A 16,472-nucleotide genomic window follows, 5' to 3' on the forward strand; every position below is an offset into this window, starting at 1 on the left:
ATGACCGAGAATGGCGATTTGCAAGCATTGCTGCGGCTGATGGCGTGGCTATCGCCGGCCTTTCCAGTGGGCTCGTTTGCCTATTCGGGAGGCCTGGAGCGTGCGGTACACGACGGCCTGGTCAAGGACGCCGACACGCTCGGCGACTGGGTGAGGGCGCTGCTTTCCCATGGCGCCGTCTGGAACGACGCTGTGCTCTTCGCTGAGAGCCATCGGGCCCAGGGCGAAAGCGCATCCCTTGTTTCGGTGGCTGAGCTTGCGGAAGCGCTTGCCGGTTCACGAGAGCGCCATCAGGAAACGATGCTGCTTGGTGATGCCTTCCTGTCGTCCGCGCGCGCCTGGCCGGATGCGGTGTTCGATCGCTTGCCGGCGCACGTTGCCTATCCGGTGGCGGTCGGTGCCGTCGCTGGAGCGCATGGCATTGGCCTTGAAAAGGCGATCGCTGCCTTCCTGCACGCTTACTGTTCGCAAGCCGTGTCGGCCGGTATTCGTCTGAGTGTCGCTGGACAGAAGGGCGGCGTGGCCATTCTGGCTGGCCTAGAAGCCGACATTGCGTCGATTGTTAGCCGGGCTGCCTCGTCGACGCTGGATGACCTTGGATCGGCGACCGTCCAGGCGGATATCATGTCACTGCGTCATGAGACGCAGACGACCAGACTGTTTCGGTCGTGAGGCTGGTTCATCGGGAGCCACATGCCACCGACCTGCGTCATTTGCCGGTGGTTGCCTGTCAAATGCCGCGCTATCGTCCGCTTCGATTGGAGTTCAGAATATGAAATCAGGAAATGGACCTTTGCGGGTCGGTATCGGCGGTCCGGTCGGCTCCGGCAAGACGGCGCTCACCGAAAAGCTCTGCAAGGCGATGCGGGACGACTATTCCGTCGCCGTGGTGACCAACGACATCTACACGACCGAGGATGCCGAGGCGTTGATGCGCATGCAGGCGCTGCCGTCGGATCGTATCGTCGGCGTTGAAACGGGCGGGTGCCCGCATACCGCCATCCGTGAGGATGCGACGATCAACCTGCAGGCCATCGCGGGACTGAACGAGCGCATTCCGGATCTCGACGTCGTTTTCATCGAGTCCGGAGGTGACAATCTGGCGGCGACGTTTTCCCCGGATCTGGCAGACATTACCATCTATGTCATCTCGGTCTGCCAGGGCGAGGAAATCCCGCGCAAGGGCGGACCTGGAATCACCAAGTCGGACCTGCTTGTCATCAACAAGAAGGATCTTGCTCCCTATGTCGGCGCGGATCTCGATGTGATGGATCGCGACGCCACGCGCATGCGCGAGGCGCGCCCCTTCGTCTTCTCCGACATGAAGCGTGGCGACGGTATCAATTCGATCGTCAGCTTCCTCAAGGAACAAGGCGGTCTGTGACCGCCTAGACGCCTTTCAGAGCATCGAGGTTGTTGATCTCGATCAGGCGACCGCTCACCGTCACGCCTGCTTCGCGCAGTGCTGAAAAGGCACGGGAGAGGGCCTCGGGTGCGAGCCCGAGCTTTCGAGCCAGCAGGCTCTTCTGGAATGGCAGTCGCAGCGATGCAGCGGCGCCCTGTTGTGTCGAGTGCGTCAGCAGGTAGCTGGCGACGCGCTGCGGTGCAGTGCGCATGCGATCGCTTGCTAGGCAGTCGATCGTCGACAGCAGGTGCTGCGAGAGCGCGCGCATGATCGCAATGCCGATGCGCGGACGCTCGTCCAGCAATGCCCTGACCTTGTCGAGATCGAAGCGTGCCAGCATCGACTGTTCCATCGCCTGGGCACTATAGTTGTACCCGCTCCCGTCAAGCAGGAGGCACTCGCCGAAGCTGTCGCCGGGCTCGCAGATGCGGATATCCGCCTCGCGATTGTCGTTGCCGAGGCGATACAGCCTGACGTAGCCGCTGAGCACGCAATAGAAGTAGCGTGCCTCTCCATGCTCATGGAAAAGGGTGTCGTGTATCTGATAGCGGACTGCGGTCGCGCAAGACATCAGCGCTTCGCGCTCATCCCGGCTCAGATCCGAAACAAGCAAGGCTTTGCCAAGCATCGCCTTTTGAGCGGCACTCAGTTTCAAGGCCGTCGTCATTCCTTCCTCCGTGGTTACAGCAGACGCTATCCGCCTGCCATACCGTGAGAATAAACGGAGTCATGGAGCTACAAGTTGATCTGGATCAAGTTTTGGCACTGAATTGATCCCTGCGGTTGCAGCGGGTCGATCGTGAGCGCGCATAAAACAAGGCTCGCAGAACGTGAGTTCTGCGAGCCTTGTATGGAATTTAGAGGGAGGCCAGGCAATTCCGGCCTTCGAGGCTGTCAGAGTGCTATTCCGCTGCGAAGGGCGGCAAGCGGACGACGTTGCCGCCGGATTTGCCGCGCTTGCCCTCGGGCTTCTCGATCGCGGTGACGCGGTCGTCGAGCGTGTTGACGGCTTCCGTCAGCTCTTCGCGCGACAGCGGCAGCTCTTCCTGGTCCTTCTTGCCGACGAGGCGACCGAACATCCAGCCGAGCAGGCGGGACAGATCGTCCATGATCAGGAAGAAGGAGGGGACGACCACGAGCGACAGCACCGTCGAGACGATGATACCGCCAATGACCGCGATGGCCATCGGTGCGCGGAACGACCCGCCTTCGCCGACGCCCATTGCCGAAGGCAGCATGCCAGCCGACATGGCGATCGAGGTCATGATGATCGGGCGGGCGCGCTTGCGGCCGGCCTCCACCATGGCTTCGACCCGCGCCATGCCGCGATGGCGCATCTCGATCGCGAAGTCGACGAGCAGGATGGCGTTCTTCGTGACGATGCCCATCAGCATCAGGATGCCGATCAAGACGGGCATCGACAGCGGATTGTTGGTGACCAGCAGGCCTACCGCGACGCCGCCGATTGCCAGCGGCAACGAGAACAGAATGGTGAAAGGCTGAATCACGTCCTTGAAGAGCAGGATCAGCACTGTCAGCACCAGCATCAGGCCCATCAACATCGCGTTGACGAAGCTCTGCTGCATTTCCTTCTGCACCTTGGTGTCGCCGCTTTCGACAAGGTGAACCGTCGGCGGGATCTTGGCATCGGCCACGATTGCCCGGAAGCGGGCGGACGCGGTATCGAGCGCGACGCCCTGCGGCAGGTCCGATCCGATCGCCACGACACGGTTGCGGTTGTTGCGCTTGATCGAGCTGACACCTTCCGAATAGTCGATGTCGGCGACCGTCGACAGGGGAACGGTGCCGCCGCTTGCTGTCTGGATCTTCAGAGCCCGGAGAGCCGCAAGGTCCCGGCGCATGTCGACCGAGGCCTGAACCCGGATCGGGATCTGGCGGTCGTCGAGGTTGATCTTGGCGAGCGACGCATCGATATCGCCGATGGTTGCGACGCGGATCGTCTCGGAGATCTGCTGCGGCGTGATGCCGAGACGAGCTGCCTGATCCTTGCGCGGGCGGACCTGCAATTCCGGACGGGGCAGGGCGCCATCGGCACTGACGTTGGCCAGCGCGGGATCGGCACGCAGCTTCGATTCCAGAATACCAACCGCGTCGCTCAGATCCTTCTCGTTCTTCGAAAGGAAGTTGAACGAGAGGTCGCGTTCGCCGCGGTCATTGAGCTTCAGGATGCGAACGTCCGGGATATGGCGGAGCTTGGCGAAGACTTCCTTTTCGATATCCCACTGCGGACGCACGCGGCCGTGCAGTTGGACCTTCGGCAGATGCGGGCCGATGACAGGGATCGAGCCCAGCACGTCGTTGACGAGCTTTTTCACCAGCGACTGGTCGAGCTTCTGCAGGGCGAGCGTCACGGTTGCGCGGCGCAGTTCGAGATCGCCCTTCGGCGAGGCGCCGCCGAGAACGAAGACGCTTTCGACGCCGTTGATGTCCTTGACGTTCCTGTAGACCTCGTCGGTGGTTGCTTCCGTATCGTCGAGCGTCGCGTTCGGCGGCAGTTCGACGGAGAGCACGATGCGCGATGCGTCTTCCGGTGGCAGGAAGCTGCCCGGAACCTGCGCCAGCAGCGCCATCGAGCCGATGAGGAAGGCGATTGCCGCAAGCAGCGTCGCGTAACGCGTCCACCAGCGGCTGGTCGTTGCCTTCACAAGCCGAGTATAGCCGCGGAAGAACCAGCCGTCATTGTCGTGGTGGTCCTCCATGCCGTCTTCGGCCCGCATCAGATAGGCGGCCATCATCGGTGTGATGAGACGCGCGACCATCAACGAGAAGAAGACGGAGAAGGCGACGGTCAATCCGAACTGGATGAAGTACTGACCGGGAATGCCCGGCATGAACGACACCGGCACGAAGACCGCGATGATCGTGAAGGTCGTCGCGATGACGGCGAGACCGATTTCGTCGGCGGCCTCGATCGCAGCGCGATAAGGCGTCTTGCCCATCTTGATATGTCGGGCAATGTTCTCGATTTCAACGATCGCATCGTCGACGAGAATACCGGTCGCCAGCGTCAGAGCGAGGAAGCTGACGAGGTTCAGTGAGAAGCCCATCAGATCCATGATCCAGAATGTCGGGATCGCGGAAAGGGGGAGGGCGACTGCGGAAATGAGGGTCGCGCGCCAATTGCGCAGGAACAGGAAGACGACGACGATCGCCAGTAGCGCGCCTTCGAGCAGCGTGTGCATGGCGGCTTCGTAGTTGCCGTAGGTGAAGTAGACTGAGTCGTCGATCAGCTCGATGTTGACGTTCGGGTTTTCGGCCCGAACCGTTGCGAGGCTCTTCGAGACCGTTTCGGCAACGCTGACTTCGCTGGCGCCCTTGGCGCGGAAGACACCGAAGGTGACGACAGGCGACGAATTGAAGCGCGAGAAGGACTTCGGCTCTTCGTAGGTGTCCTTGATGGCGCCAAGATCGGAAACCTTGACGAAGCGTCCGTTGGGGAGCGCGATCGTGGTATTGGCGAGCTCAGCCACATTGCGGGCATCACCGAGAACGCGGATCGCCTGCTCGTTGCCGGCAACCTGACCACGGCCGGAGCCGAGATCGACGTTGGTGCCGCGCAGCTGCTGGTTCACGCTGGCGGCGGTGATGCCGTAGGCGTTGAGCTTGTCAGGATTGAGCTCGATGCGCACTTCGCGCTCCGCGCCGCCGTAACGGTCGACGCGGCCGATGCCGGCCTGTCCCTGGAGCGAGCGCTTGACGGTATCGTCAACGAACCAGGAGAGTTCTTCCAGCGACATATCGGGCGAGGACACGGCAAAGGTCTGGATTGCCTGGCCTTCGACGTCGATCTTGGAGACGATCGGGACGTCGACGTTTGCCGGCAGATCGCCGCGGATGCGGTCGATGGCGTCCTTGGTGTCCTGCACCGCCTGTTCGGTCGGCACCTCCATGCGGAACATGACGACCGTCTGGGACTGGCCGTCGGTTACCGTCGACTGGATTTCATCGATACCGTTGATGCTGGCGACGGCATCCTCGATCTCTTTGGTCACCTGCATTTCGAGCTCGGCCGGCGACGCACCGCTCTGCGTCACGACGATCGAGACGAGCGGAACGTCGATATTTGGAAAGCGGGTGATCGGCAGCTTGTTGAAGGCCTGAATGCCCACGAAAAGCAGAAGTGCGAAGGCCAGAAGCGGCGCAATGGGATTTCGGATTGACCAGGCTGAAAAGTTCATCGGTCGTCCCTTAGTTGGAAGCCGCAGGCTGTTCGCGAACCGGCGTGATATGGTCGCCATCGCGGACATAGGCGCCCGCCTTGGCAACGACTTCCTCGCCGTCCTTCAGCCCGTTGGTGATCTCGATATAGGCGCCATCCTGAATGCCCGTCTCGACCTTGGCGAACTTCACGACATTGTCCTCGACCTTGCGGGCGGAGGAGCCGTCGGTGCTGGTGAGGACCGCGGAAAGCGGCAGGGATACGTTTTCAGTGGTGCGTATGACGATATCGGCGCTGCCGTACATGCCGGAGCGGGCCTTGCTGCTGTCGTCGATCAGGATATGAACGAGGCCGAGGCGCGTGACGGGATCGACGGTCGGGGATACGAGGCGAACCGAGCCGCTGATCTTGTCGCGGCTGCCGGAAAGCGAAAGCGTCGCCTTCTGGCCGGGCTCGATCTTGACGATATCGCTCTCGTTAACTTCGGCCACCAGCTCGATCTTGTCGTCGCGGATGATGGTGAAGAGGGGCTCGCCGGTTCCGGATGCAATCGCGCCGACCTTGGCGTTCTTGGCGGAAACCGTGCCGTCAACCGGCGTCTTGACGTCGGTGCGCGCCAGCTTGAGGTTGGCATCGGCAATCTGGCTGTCGGTCACCTTGATGTCGGCGACGGCGACCTGGATCGCCTGTTCCGCGGAGGTTACGCGCGCGTTTGCCGAAGCCGCGGCAGCATCCGCCTGCTCGACGGTCGCCGTCGAAACGGTCCCCTTCTTGCCCATTTCCTGGGCGCGGACTTGCTGCTGGCGAGCCTGTTCGGCATTGGCCTGCGCTTCGATCAGCTGCGCGCGCAGCTGCGCCTGGCTTGCTTCGTTCTTGGCTCTCGTTGCCTGCAACTGGCTCTTTTCGAGGATGATCGCGTCATCGTTCAGCGTTGCGAGCACGCTGCCGGAACGAACGTGGTCGCCAATATCCGCAGCAAGTGCACGGATCGACAGGCCTTCGACCTGCGGCTGGAGATAGATCTCTTCGACGGGTTTAACGGTGCCGGTCGCGACGACACGATCAACCAGCGTGCGGGTCTCTGCCTTGGTGACCACGATCGCCGGCAGGTTTTGCTGCGGCTTGGCGACGGGCGCTTCCTGGGCGAACAGGTTCGAGGTCGCAAAAGCAGCGACGATCAGGGTGGAGGCGCGTAGAATGTTAAGCGGCGTGCGTGCCATGCGTCTTCGTCCAGTCTTGATATGGTCAGCCAAGTCCGCGCGTTGGCGTCAGCTCGCGAAATGGCCCGTTCCCGTATTGCTATTCTCAAAGGTATTCCCGCATCTTCTGCCGGTCCTTACTTAAGAAGTCCCTCGTCCGGCAAAAATCGGATTGTACGTGGTATCGTTTTGTCCATCGCGCAAGTCCGGCGGAAAATAATTCCTCTATCTGCACCAATAATTACCATCGAAACACAGATCAATCACCATGCGGTTATGCGTGCATTCCGATAGTTGATCGCGATCCGGTCATGCTTAGACGCACGACAGTTTCCAAATGCGACATAAGAGTACGCTTTTTCTTTGGCTCTCACAAAAAAACGCGCGGATCACTCCGCGCGTTTCATTTTTCTCAGACGAACTGCTTACTTGGCGGCAGCGTCGGTGATGTCGTGCGTCCAGGCGCCTGATGGTTCCTTGTTGATGATCTTCTGATCGAGCAGCGCCTTGGCGGTGCGGTCATAGAGCGTCGTGTCGAGCTTGCCAGTGCCGTCGCCGATCAGCTTGGCGACTTCGCCCATCATCCGCTTCTGGTGGTTTTCGTCCTGGCCACCGGCGTCGACGACGATGCCCGCGGCTTCGTCAGGGTTCTCGACGGCGTACTTCCAGCCCTTCATGGAAGCCTTGACGAACTTGGCCATCTTTTCCTTGAAGGCCGGGTCCTTGAGCTTGTCTTCCGAGGCATAGAGACCGTCTTCGAGGAGGTCGTTGCCCATGGCGCTATAGTTGAACACCGTCAGTTCTTCCGGCTTGAAGCCGGCATCGATTGCCTGCCAGTATTCGTTGTAGGTCATGACGGAGATGCAGTCGGCCTGCTTCTGCAGCAGCGGCTGTACGTCGAAGCTCTGCTTCAGGACCGTCACGCCGTCCGGGCCACCTTCGGTCTTGAGGCCGAGCTTGTTCATCCACGCGAAGAACGGATATTCGTTGCCGAAGAACCAGACACCGAGCGTGTGACCCTTGAAGTCGGCTTCGGTCTTGATCGGGCCGTCCTTGCGGCAAATCAGCTCCATGCCCGACTTCTGATATGGCTGGGCGATGTTGACGAGCGGAACGCCCTTTTCGCGGGCAACCAGCGCGCCGCCCATCCAGTCGACGATGACGTCGGCGCCACCACCGGCGATCACCTGTTCAGGGGCGATGTCGGGGCCGCCCGGCTTGATCGTGACATCGAGGCCTTCTTCGTCGTAGTAACCCTTGTCCTTGGCGACGTAATAGCCGGCGAACTGCGACTGCGTCACCCACTTGAGCTGCAGCGTCACCTTGTCGGCAGCCATCGCATGGGCTGCTGCAAGCGACATCGCGCTCGCCATCATTGCAACAATCAGTTTTTTCATTTTCTTGTTCCCTCTGAAGTTAAGCCCCAATCCCATTCGCGGGAATAAAGCGACGCCTAGCCACCACGGATAGACGGATGCCAGAAAGTCACCGCCCGTTCTGCCAGGGCGACGACGCCATAGAAGATCGAGCCGACGAGCGCCGCAACGGCGATTTCGGCCCAGACCATGTCGACATTCATGCGCCCGATCTCGGTAGAGATGCGGAAGCCCATGCCGACGATCGGCGTACCGAAGAACTCCGCGACGATGGCACCGATCAGCGCTAGCGTCGAGTTGATCTTCAATGCATTGAAAATGAAGGGCATTGCTGCCGGAAGCCGGAGCTTCAGCAGCGTCTGCCAGTAGTTGGACGCGTAGGTCTGCATCAGGTCGCGCTCCATCGGACCGGATGCGGCGAGGCCGGCGACTGTGTTCACCAGCATCGGGAAGAACGTCATGATCACGACTACGGCCGCCTTCGACTGCCAGTCGAAGCCGAACCACATGACCATGATTGGTGCGACGCCGATCATCGGCAGTGCCGAGACCATGTTGCCGATCGGCAGCAGCCCTCGGCGCAGAAAGGCGACGCGATCCGCCAGGATGGCGACGACAAAGCCGGAAGCGCAGCCGATGATGTAGCCGGCAAGCACCGCCTTGAAGATCGTCTGTCTTATGTCTTCGCCGAGTGTCGGCAGCGATCCGACGATGCGGGCGCCGATGGCGCTCGGCGGCGGCAGAAGCACGAAGGGGATGCCGGCGCCCCGCGTGAGAGCTTCCCACAGGATCAGGATCCAGGCGCCGAAGATGGCTGGGATCAGCAGCCGCAGTACCGAGCGTTCGAGCCCGGAGGTGGGCTTCATCTCGGAAAGCTCGGTCACGCAGCGCCAGGCGAGCAGCCAGCAGGCGGCCAGCAGCAAGAAGAAGGACTTGGTTGCCAGTCCTTCATTGCCGGTGACGCTGGAGAGGAGCACCCAGGCAGCCCAATGTGCTCCGATGAGGAGGACAGCGGCCACATAGAGTTTCGGCAGAGGCGCAAACGAGATCAGCGCCGTTGCCACGATGAGCGCAATCGTCAGCAATGTGGTGGCCTGCGAGACCGGTTGCGGTGCTCCTTCTCCAAGGAGCGGCAGGGTCACCAGGGCCAACGCCGCGAAGAGGAGGGCGATGAGACCTTGCCAGGAGAACGCCATTGTCTTCATGCCGGCCTCCCGCCCATCGATTTGTCGACGATCTTGGCTACCAACCCCACAATGGCGATGAGCAACGCGGCGAGTACCGAGCCGGCGACGAGCGCTGCCCAGATGTCGATCGTCTGGCTGTAGTAGGAGCCTGCGAGAAGCTTCGATCCGATGCCTGCGACAGCGCCGGTCGGCAGTTCGCCGACGATGGCGCCGACAAGGCTTGCCGCGATCGCGACCTTCATCGAAGTGAAGAGGTAGGGGACCGACGCCGGGACGCGCAGCTTCCAGAAGGTCTGTGCAGCCGAGGCGTTATAGGTGCGCATCAGGTCGAGAAGCATGACCTCAGGTGAACGCAGTCCCTTCACCATGCCGACCGTCACAGGGAAGAACGACAGGTAGGTCGAGATCAGCGCCTTCGGTATCAGGCCGGTGATGTTGATGGCCCCGAGCACGACGATCACCATTGGTGCGATCGCCAGGATCGGGATCGTTTGCGAGGTGATGATCCACGGCATCAGGCTGCGATCGAGCGCCTTGATGTGCACGATGCCGACGGCAATCAGGATGCCGAGCAGGGTGCCGAGGCCGAAGCCGAGTACGGTTGACGAGAGCGTGACTCCGCTGTGGTAGACCAGGCTGCGGTTGCTCGAAAGCTTGCGCAGGAAGGTGTTCTCGAACACGTTCTGCGCCACCTGATGCGGTGCCGGCAGCAACGGCTTCGGCTGAGAGAGCGTCTTCTCGATAAACTCGATGGTTCCAGGCGTTTCATTGGCGCGCTTATCCATGTCGCGCTGGAACGGCGCGTTCATAAGCACGGCGGCGATGTACCAGATCACCACAAGCACCGTGAGGATCGTGACGACAGGGATGACCTTGTCCTTGAGCGTGTCCGGTTTCATCGGCGGCCTCGCCGGTGAAGACGTGACTTTTCGGTCCTAGTGCTCATAGCTGTGCCCCGCTCTCAAACCCTCGCGGACGCGATGGGCGATTTCGAGGAATTCGGGGGTCTCGCGGATGTCGAGCGGGCGCTCACGCGGCAGCGGCGAGTCGATGATGTCGGTGACGCGGCCGGGGCGCGGGGACATGACCACGATCTTGGTCGAGAGGTAGACGGCCTCGGGGATCGAGTGGGTGACGAAGCATATCGTCTTGTTGGTCCGTGCCCAGAGTTTCAGGAGCTCTTCGTTGAGGTGGTCGCGGACGATTTCATCGAGCGCACCAAAGGGTTCGTCCATCAACAGGAGATCGGCATCGAAGGCGAGCGCGCGGGCGATCGAGGCGCGCTGCTGCATGCCGCCGGACAGCTGCCAGGGAAACTTCTTCTCGAAACCGGACAGGCTGACGAGATCGAGCGCCTCGGCAATGCGCTTTTTGCGGTCGCGCGACGGATAGTTCATGATCTCGAGCGGCAGCGCGATGTTCTTTTCGATGGTCCGCCACGGGTAAAGCGCCGGCGCCTGGAAGACATAGCCGTAGGCGCGGGCCTTGCGGGCTTCCTCGGGCGTCATGCCGTTGACGGTGATGTCGCCGGAGGTCTTCTTTTCAAGATCGGCGATGACGCGCAGAAAGGTTGTCTTGCCGCAGCCGGAGGGGCCGATGAAGGAAACGAAATCGCCCTTGCGCACCTCGAGGTTGACGTTGGTCAGCGCATGCACCGGCGCGTCATTCGCCTGATAGGTGAGACAGAGATCCTTGGCGGATACAACGGAAGCAGCTTGCGTCAATGCTGATGGATCCTGTTTTCCCCGCGTCGGGGCGGTTTGCGTGATAGTATGAGTACCGGTTTTCACTGAACCGGCAAGCTCCATGGAGGATGACGATGGATGCGACATCAAAGCCTACCTGTCATATTGTCCGCCCGAGCCATGCCTACGACGGCAAGCAAGGGCTTAGTTACTTTGAAGGCATCGCAGCCGAGACGGTGGGCGCCAAGGGCATCTGCATGCACCTTCTGACAATCCCGCCTGGCGTGCGAGCAAAGGCGCATCTGCATGAGGCGCATGAGACGGCGATCTACATGCTCTCCGGGGAGGCCCATACCTGGTACGGGGACAATCTGGAGCATCATGTGATCGTTCACGCCGGCGAGCTGTTCTACATTCCAGCCGGAGTGCCGCATCTGCCTGCGAACCTCAGCAGCACGCCCTGCACGGCGATCATCGCCCGCACCGATCCCAACGAGCAGGAGAGTGTGGTGCTCCTTCCGGAGCTCGACGCGCTTGCGCAGGGCTGAAGCCAAGGGGTCAGACCCCCGTCGCCGGGATGCCTGACCGTTCCACCTTGCGCGGTGCGACGAGTTCCTTCCATGTCGACAGCGCCTTGTTCACCGCCTGGAACGGCTCGCGCTTGACGAACTGGCCGTGTCCTTCCTTCGTCTTGACCGTGCTCTCCTCGATCGCGACTTCACCACGCGTCAGCGTGTAGCGCGGGAGGCCGGTGACCTGCTTGCCCTCGAAGACGTTGTAATCGATCGACGATTGCTGGGTCTTGGCAGAGATCGTCTTGGAACGCTTCGGATCCCAAACCACGATGTCCGCATCGGCGCCGACGAGGATCGCGCCCTTCTTCGGATAGACGTTGAGGATCTTCGCAATGTTGGTCGAGGTGACGGCAACGAATTCGTTCATCGTCAGGCGACCGGTGTTGACGCCATGGGTCCACAACATTGGCAACCTGTCTTCCAGGCCGCCGGTGCCGTTCGGGATCTTCGAGAAGTCCTTCACGCCGAAGCGCTTCTGCTCGGTGGTGAAGGCGCAATGGTCGGTCGCCACCACGGACAGCGAGCCGGACTGCAGGCCGGCCCAGAGGCTGTCCTGATGCTGCTTGTTGCGGAACGGCGGCGACATGACACGACGGGCGGCATGGTCCCAGTCCTTGTCGAAATATTCGCTCTCGTCGAGAGTCAGGTGCTGGATCAGCGGCTCGCCATAGACGCGCATACCTTTCTGGCGGGCGCGGCGGATCGCTTCATGCGCCTGTTCGCAGGAGGTGTGCACGACATAGAGCGGGACCCCAGCCATGTCGGCGAGCATGATGGCGCGGTTGGTTGCCTCACCTTCGACCTCGGGCGGGCGGGAATAGGCGTGGGCCTCGGGGCCATTGTTGCCGTCTGCGAGCAGCTTTGCGGTCATCGAGGCGACGACGTCGCCGTTTTCGGCATGGACCAGCGGCAAGGCGCCGAGTTCCGCGCACCGCTGAAAGGAGGCGAACATCTCGTCATCGTTCACCATCAGCGCGCCCTTGTAGGCCATGAAGTGCTTGAAGGTGTTGATGCCCCTGTCCTTGACGACGGTCTCCATCTCGTTGAAGACGCGCTCGTTCCAGCCGGTGATCGCCATGTGGAACGAGTAGTCGGCGTTGGCGCGGCTCGTCTTGTTGTCCCACATCTGCAGAGCTTCGAGCAGCGACTGCTCCGGTCCCGGCAGACAGAAGTCGACGACCATGGTCGTGCCGCCGGCAAGGCCTGCGCGCGTGCCGCTTTCGAAGTCGTCGGAGGAATAGGTCCCCATGAACGGCATTTCGAGGTGAACGTGTGGGTCGATGCCGCCGGGCATGACGTAGCAGCCGGTCGCATCGAGCGTCTCCGTGCCGGAAAGGTTCGGGCCGATCTCGACGATCCTGCCGCCCTCGATCTTCACGTCCGCCTTGTAGGTCAGGTCCGCGGTGACGATGGTTCCGCCCTTGATGACTTTGCTCATGATCAGTTCCCTTGCATTGATTGCTCGCGGCTCTGCGGCCGCTGGTAAAAGAAAAGGCGGGTTTGACCCCGCCCTTGATTACGCAACGATTTCAGCGGTCTCGACGACGGCGTGGAAGAGGACATCACAGCCGGCTGCCGCCCATTCTTTCGATATCTCCTCCGCCTCGTTGTGGCTGAGGCCACCGACGCAGGGGCACATGACCATCGTTGCGGGGGCAACCTTCGCCGCCCAGCAGGCATCGTGGCCAGCGCCTGAGATGATGTTCATATGGCTGTAGCCGAGCCGCTCGGCGGCGCTGCGAACAGAGGTGACGAGCTTCGGGTCGAAGGTCACCGGCTCGAAATGACCGATGGCTTCGATCGAACAGCCGACGCCGAGAGCATCCGTGATCTTCGGTGCTTCCGCCTCGATCTTGGCGCGCATGCGATCAAGCTTGGCCTTGTCTGGCGAGCGGATGTCGACGGTGAAGACGACCTTGCCCGGCAGCACGTTGCGGGAGTTCGGCGAGAAGAAGACCTGACCGACGCCGCCGACGGCGCCCGGCTGGTTTTCCATCGCGACGTCCTGGACCATCTCGATGATCCGGGACATGGCAAGGCCGGCATTGACGCGAAGGTTCATCGGCGTTGAGCCAGTGTGGGCTTCCTTGCCGGTGAGCGTGAATTCCAGCCACCACAGGCCCTGGCAGTGCGTGACGACACCGATCTGCTTCTCCTCGGCTTCGAGGATCGGGCCCTGCTCGATGTGGTACTCGAAATAGGCGTGCATCTTGCGCGCGCCCACCTCCTCGTCGCCGAGCCAGCCAATGCGGCTCAGCTCTTCGCCGAAGGTCTTGCCTTCGGGGTCCTTGCGCTCATAGGCGTATTCCAGGGAGTGAACGCCGGCGAAAACGCCGGACGCCAGCATGGCGGGCGCGAAGCGGGCGCCTTCCTCGTTGGTCCAGTTGGTGACGACGATGGGGTGCTTGGTCTTGATGCCGAGGTCGTTCATCGTGCGGACGACTTCGAGTGCGCCCAGTACACCGAGAACGCCGTCATACTTGCCGCCCGTCGGCTGGGTATCGAGGTGCGAGCCGACATAGACGGGAAGCGCATTCGGATCGGTGCCGGGACGGGTCGCGAACATCGTGCCCATCTTGTCGATGCCCAAGGTCATGCCGGCGTCTTCGCACCATATCCTGAAAAGGCTGCGCCCTTCCGCATCGGAGTCTGTCAGGGTCTGGCGATTGTTGCCGCCTGCGATGCCGGGGCCGATCTTTGCCATGTCCATGAGACTGTCCCAGAGACGGTCCCCGTTGACGCGCATGTTCTCGCCTGGTGCTGCCACCATGTCCGTATTCCTCACCTGTTTTTTCCTGGGCGATGCAAGGTGCATGCCCGTCTGTTCCCGTGGGTCAGTTTCCGGCGCTCTTGTTTGTCTTATTCAGCGCCGAAAAATCGTCAGTTGCCTTTGTTTTGCATCTGACAGATAATTTGACCGGTTGGTAAACATTACAACTTCCTTCGCTGGGCTCAAGACGAAAATCAGGAAAATTACAGACAAAATTACGGGCAGTTGCTTATTTTTTCGGCGGCCGGTCATTCTTGTTCAATCTTGAGCGAAATAGTTGAATTTGAAAGGGAAAAAAGATCGATATGGCAATCCCGAGAGCAGCGAAGACGCAGCGACGCACACGCATCCAGGAAGCGAAGGAAGAACAGATCCTGGAAGCTGCGCTCGACGTGTTTTCGGTCAGCGGCTTTCGTGGCTCCACCATCGATCAGATCGCCGAAGTGGCGGGCATGTCAAAGCCCAATCTGCTCTATTACTTCCGCACCAAGGAAGCGATGCACCGGGCTTTGATCGACCGCGTTCTCTTCACCTGGCTCGAGCCGCTGCGCGCCTTTGATGCCGCGGGCAACCCCGAGAGCGAGATCCGCAGCTATATCCGCCGCAAGCTCGAAATGGCCCGCGACTTCCCGCGCGAGAGCCGCCTCTTCGCCAATGAGGTGCTGCAGGGCGCGCCGCATATCGAGGACGAGCTCAAGGGGCCTCTGAAGGCGCTTGTGGACGAAAAGGCGGACGTCATCCGCACCTGGGCCAAGGAGGGGAAGATCGTGAAATGCGATCCCTACCACCTCATCTTTTCCATCTGGTCGACCACCCAGCATTATGCGGATTTCGATGTCCAGGTGCGTGCGGTCTTGGGCCAGGACAATTCCGGCGAAGGCCGGTTCGAGGATGCGGCCCGGTTTCTGGAACAGCTTTTCATCGATGGATTGCGTGTCGCTCAGCCGTAGGTGCTTTAGCATCAGCTAGACCGCCGCCTCGCGTTCCAACTCTCAGTCCAGCAGGGATCGGGCTCGCTTCAGCGCCCTTTGGTGGCGCTCGGCGTAGTCCTGTCGCGTGCGTCGGCGCCAGATGGAGCGGGGGGAGTCCGGCGGATTAGCCGCGATCCATGCAATACTCGTCGGAACGAACTCGCCATTGGTGGGGATGAGCAGATCACTGCCATCGAGTTGCTTACGGATGCAACCCCTGTCGTAGGCGATAACGGCGCAGCCGGCGGCCTTGGCCTCGAAGATGACGATTGGCTGCGCTTCGTTGACATAGCCGGTAGGGAAAACGAAGACATCGATGTCTCCGTAGAATACTGCCTTCCCCTCGTCGTAGACGGCGCCGCGATAGTCCAGTGCGCCACCGAATTCCTTCACAGCAGCATCGATGCTCGCGCGATCTCGGCCGTCGGCAGTTGGTCCGGCGAGGATGGCCTGGACAGCCAACCCTTCACTGCGACATTGCCTCAGCAACTCGATGAACGTCTCCAGCCCTTTTTCGCGGCTGAGATTGCTCAACATGCCGATGGTGAGAGGCCTTGGCTGCAGCGCCCGGTCGTCTGCCGGTGCCACGAAGGCGGCGTTGGAGATGATCACACTGCGCAGCCGCACCGCATAGGCGTCGACAAAGCGATCGCGCATGATCTCGCACAGGAAAACATGTGTCAGGTTCGGTCCCCCGAGCGCGAGTATGCCGCGCATGGCCAGGCTCGGCTTGTCGATATAGCGGAAGCTGTGATGGTGGAGGTAGGTCGGGTAAGTCGACAGCCTGGCAACGATCACAATCAGCAACGTGTAGTACATGCCCCAGCCGCCATCACAGCCGAGATAGCAGGCCTTGCCCTCAAGGCGCCGGTCCAGCAACAGCCGGCCGCAGGCGCCGAGAACCCGGCGAAGCTTGCTCGCGTGGCTGATAAGGCGCCCCGCATTTTCTGGCGGAGACAAATTCTGGAGGACGGTGACGTTTTCCTCGGACAGAAGTGCGGTCATGGCCGATGTCGCGTAGGAGAAGCCGTGAAGCGGCGGAGGCAGCGGGCCGATCGCGACGATGTGATGTTTCATGCGGGCGGCCACCTTTTCTACGCGTAACGACTATGGCCGTTGGCGCA

General features: G+C 61.2%; 14 protein-coding genes. 4 read left to right on the forward strand and 10 right to left on the reverse strand.

The window, feature by feature from the left end; all coding sequences use genetic code 11:
- Together QTL94_RS19655 and ureG are read left to right on the forward strand one after the other, a co-directional pair.
- Positions 1-672, forward strand: coding sequence for an urease accessory protein UreF (locus QTL94_RS19655; protein ID WP_289802959.1), 672 nt, complete (start codon positions 1-3; stop codon positions 670-672).
- Positions 673-772: 100 nt separating this feature from the next.
- On the forward strand, positions 773-1,384 hold the full coding sequence (gene ureG, locus QTL94_RS19660; protein WP_065691148.1) for an urease accessory protein UreG: 612 nt from the start codon (positions 773-775) through the stop codon (positions 1,382-1,384).
- A gap of 4 nt (positions 1,385-1,388) precedes the next feature.
- Here the strand turns inward: ureG and QTL94_RS19665 are convergent, their stop codons facing one another.
- From QTL94_RS19665 to QTL94_RS19695, 7 genes are all read right to left on the reverse strand, one after another.
- The gene (locus tag QTL94_RS19665) at positions 1,389-2,072 is read right to left on the reverse strand and encodes a Crp/Fnr family transcriptional regulator (protein ID WP_289802960.1); all 684 of its coding nucleotides are present in this window, start codon (positions 2,070-2,072) and stop codon (positions 1,389-1,391) included.
- A 235-nt stretch (positions 2,073-2,307) separates the two neighbouring features.
- Positions 2,308-5,604 carry an efflux RND transporter permease subunit gene (locus QTL94_RS19670; protein ID WP_289802961.1) on the reverse strand — a complete coding sequence of 1,099 codons (3,297 nt, stop codon included), beginning with the start codon at positions 5,602-5,604 and terminating at the stop codon, positions 2,308-2,310.
- Positions 5,605-5,614: 10 nt separating this feature from the next.
- Positions 5,615-6,805: an efflux RND transporter periplasmic adaptor subunit gene (locus QTL94_RS19675; protein WP_289802962.1), complete on the reverse strand. Its 1,191-nt coding sequence runs from the start codon at positions 6,803-6,805 to the stop codon at positions 5,615-5,617.
- Between the two features lie 404 nt (positions 6,806-7,209).
- Positions 7,210-8,181: an ABC transporter substrate-binding protein gene (locus QTL94_RS19680; protein WP_065691144.1), complete on the reverse strand. Its 972-nt coding sequence runs from the start codon at positions 8,179-8,181 to the stop codon at positions 7,210-7,212.
- Between the two features lie 56 nt (positions 8,182-8,237).
- Entirely contained in the window at positions 8,238-9,365 is a 1,128-nt protein-coding gene (locus QTL94_RS19685; RefSeq protein ID WP_289802963.1) for an ABC transporter permease, read from the reverse strand.
- Positions 9,362-10,246, reverse strand: coding sequence for an ABC transporter permease (locus QTL94_RS19690; RefSeq protein ID WP_289802964.1), 885 nt, complete (start codon positions 10,244-10,246; stop codon positions 9,362-9,364). The genes QTL94_RS19685 and QTL94_RS19690 overlap by 4 nt, the downstream gene beginning before the upstream one ends.
- A gap of 36 nt (positions 10,247-10,282) precedes the next feature.
- Positions 10,283-11,071: an ABC transporter ATP-binding protein gene (locus QTL94_RS19695; RefSeq protein WP_289802965.1), complete on the reverse strand. Its 789-nt coding sequence runs from the start codon at positions 11,069-11,071 to the stop codon at positions 10,283-10,285.
- Between the two features lie 95 nt (positions 11,072-11,166).
- Here QTL94_RS19695 and QTL94_RS19700 point away from each other — a divergent pair, with 95 nt between their 5' ends.
- Complete coding sequence (locus tag QTL94_RS19700; protein WP_065691140.1) at positions 11,167-11,580, forward strand: cupin domain-containing protein; 414 nt, start codon at positions 11,167-11,169, stop codon at positions 11,578-11,580.
- Positions 11,581-11,590: 10 nt separating this feature from the next.
- Here the strand turns inward: QTL94_RS19700 and hydA are convergent, their stop codons facing one another.
- Positions 11,591-13,045 carry a dihydropyrimidinase gene (hydA, locus tag QTL94_RS19705; protein ID WP_289802966.1) on the reverse strand — a complete coding sequence of 485 codons (1,455 nt, stop codon included), beginning with the start codon at positions 13,043-13,045 and terminating at the stop codon, positions 11,591-11,593.
- 78 nt (positions 13,046-13,123) lie between these two features.
- Positions 13,124-14,377: a Zn-dependent hydrolase gene (locus tag QTL94_RS19710; RefSeq protein WP_289802967.1), complete on the reverse strand. Its 1,254-nt coding sequence runs from the start codon at positions 14,375-14,377 to the stop codon at positions 13,124-13,126.
- Positions 14,378-14,682: 305 nt separating this feature from the next.
- On the opposite strand from QTL94_RS19710, the gene QTL94_RS19715 reads away from it, so the two are divergent.
- The gene (locus QTL94_RS19715) at positions 14,683-15,327 is read left to right on the forward strand and encodes a TetR family transcriptional regulator C-terminal domain-containing protein (RefSeq protein ID WP_065691137.1); all 645 of its coding nucleotides are present in this window, start codon (positions 14,683-14,685) and stop codon (positions 15,325-15,327) included.
- Between the two features lie 42 nt (positions 15,328-15,369).
- Here QTL94_RS19715 and QTL94_RS19720 read toward each other — a convergent pair whose 3' ends face one another.
- Positions 15,370-16,425 carry a glycosyltransferase family 4 protein gene (locus tag QTL94_RS19720; RefSeq protein WP_289802968.1) on the reverse strand — a complete coding sequence of 352 codons (1,056 nt, stop codon included), beginning with the start codon at positions 16,423-16,425 and terminating at the stop codon, positions 15,370-15,372.
- Between the last annotated feature and the right edge of the window lie 47 nt (positions 16,426-16,472).

The organism is Rhizobium sp. S96 (assembly GCF_030382195.1).
Classification (GTDB): Bacteria; Pseudomonadota; Alphaproteobacteria; order Rhizobiales; family Rhizobiaceae; genus Rhizobium.

Excerpts from the sequence above, each read along its gene's own strand:
- QTL94_RS19675 (WP_289802962.1), bottom strand. The coding sequence starts at position 6,805 with ATGGCACGCACGCCGCTTAACATTCTACGCGCCTCCACCCTGATCGTC.
- QTL94_RS19655 (WP_289802959.1), top strand. The coding sequence starts at position 1 with ATGACCGAGAATGGCGATTTGCAAGCATTGCTGCGGCTGATGGCGTGG.
- QTL94_RS19680 (WP_065691144.1), bottom strand. The coding sequence starts at position 8,181 with ATGAAAAAACTGATTGTTGCAATGATGGCGAGCGCGATGTCGCTTGCA.
- ureG (WP_065691148.1), top strand. The coding sequence starts at position 773 with ATGAAATCAGGAAATGGACCTTTGCGGGTCGGTATCGGCGGTCCGGTC.
- QTL94_RS19700 (WP_065691140.1), top strand. The coding sequence starts at position 11,167 with ATGGATGCGACATCAAAGCCTACCTGTCATATTGTCCGCCCGAGCCAT.
- QTL94_RS19715 (WP_065691137.1), top strand. The coding sequence starts at position 14,683 with ATGGCAATCCCGAGAGCAGCGAAGACGCAGCGACGCACACGCATCCAG.
- QTL94_RS19690 (WP_289802964.1), bottom strand. The coding sequence starts at position 10,246 with ATGAAACCGGACACGCTCAAGGACAAGGTCATCCCTGTCGTCACGATC.
- QTL94_RS19665 (WP_289802960.1), bottom strand. The coding sequence starts at position 2,072 with ATGACGACGGCCTTGAAACTGAGTGCCGCTCAAAAGGCGATGCTTGGC.
- QTL94_RS19670 (WP_289802961.1), bottom strand. The coding sequence starts at position 5,604 with ATGAACTTTTCAGCCTGGTCAATCCGAAATCCCATTGCGCCGCTTCTG.
- QTL94_RS19710 (WP_289802967.1), bottom strand. The coding sequence starts at position 14,377 with ATGGTGGCAGCACCAGGCGAGAACATGCGCGTCAACGGGGACCGTCTC.
- hydA (WP_289802966.1), bottom strand. The coding sequence starts at position 13,045 with ATGAGCAAAGTCATCAAGGGCGGAACCATCGTCACCGCGGACCTGACC.
- QTL94_RS19685 (WP_289802963.1), bottom strand. The coding sequence starts at position 9,365 with ATGAAGACAATGGCGTTCTCCTGGCAAGGTCTCATCGCCCTCCTCTTC.
- QTL94_RS19720 (WP_289802968.1), bottom strand. The coding sequence starts at position 16,425 with ATGAAACATCACATCGTCGCGATCGGCCCGCTGCCTCCGCCGCTTCAC.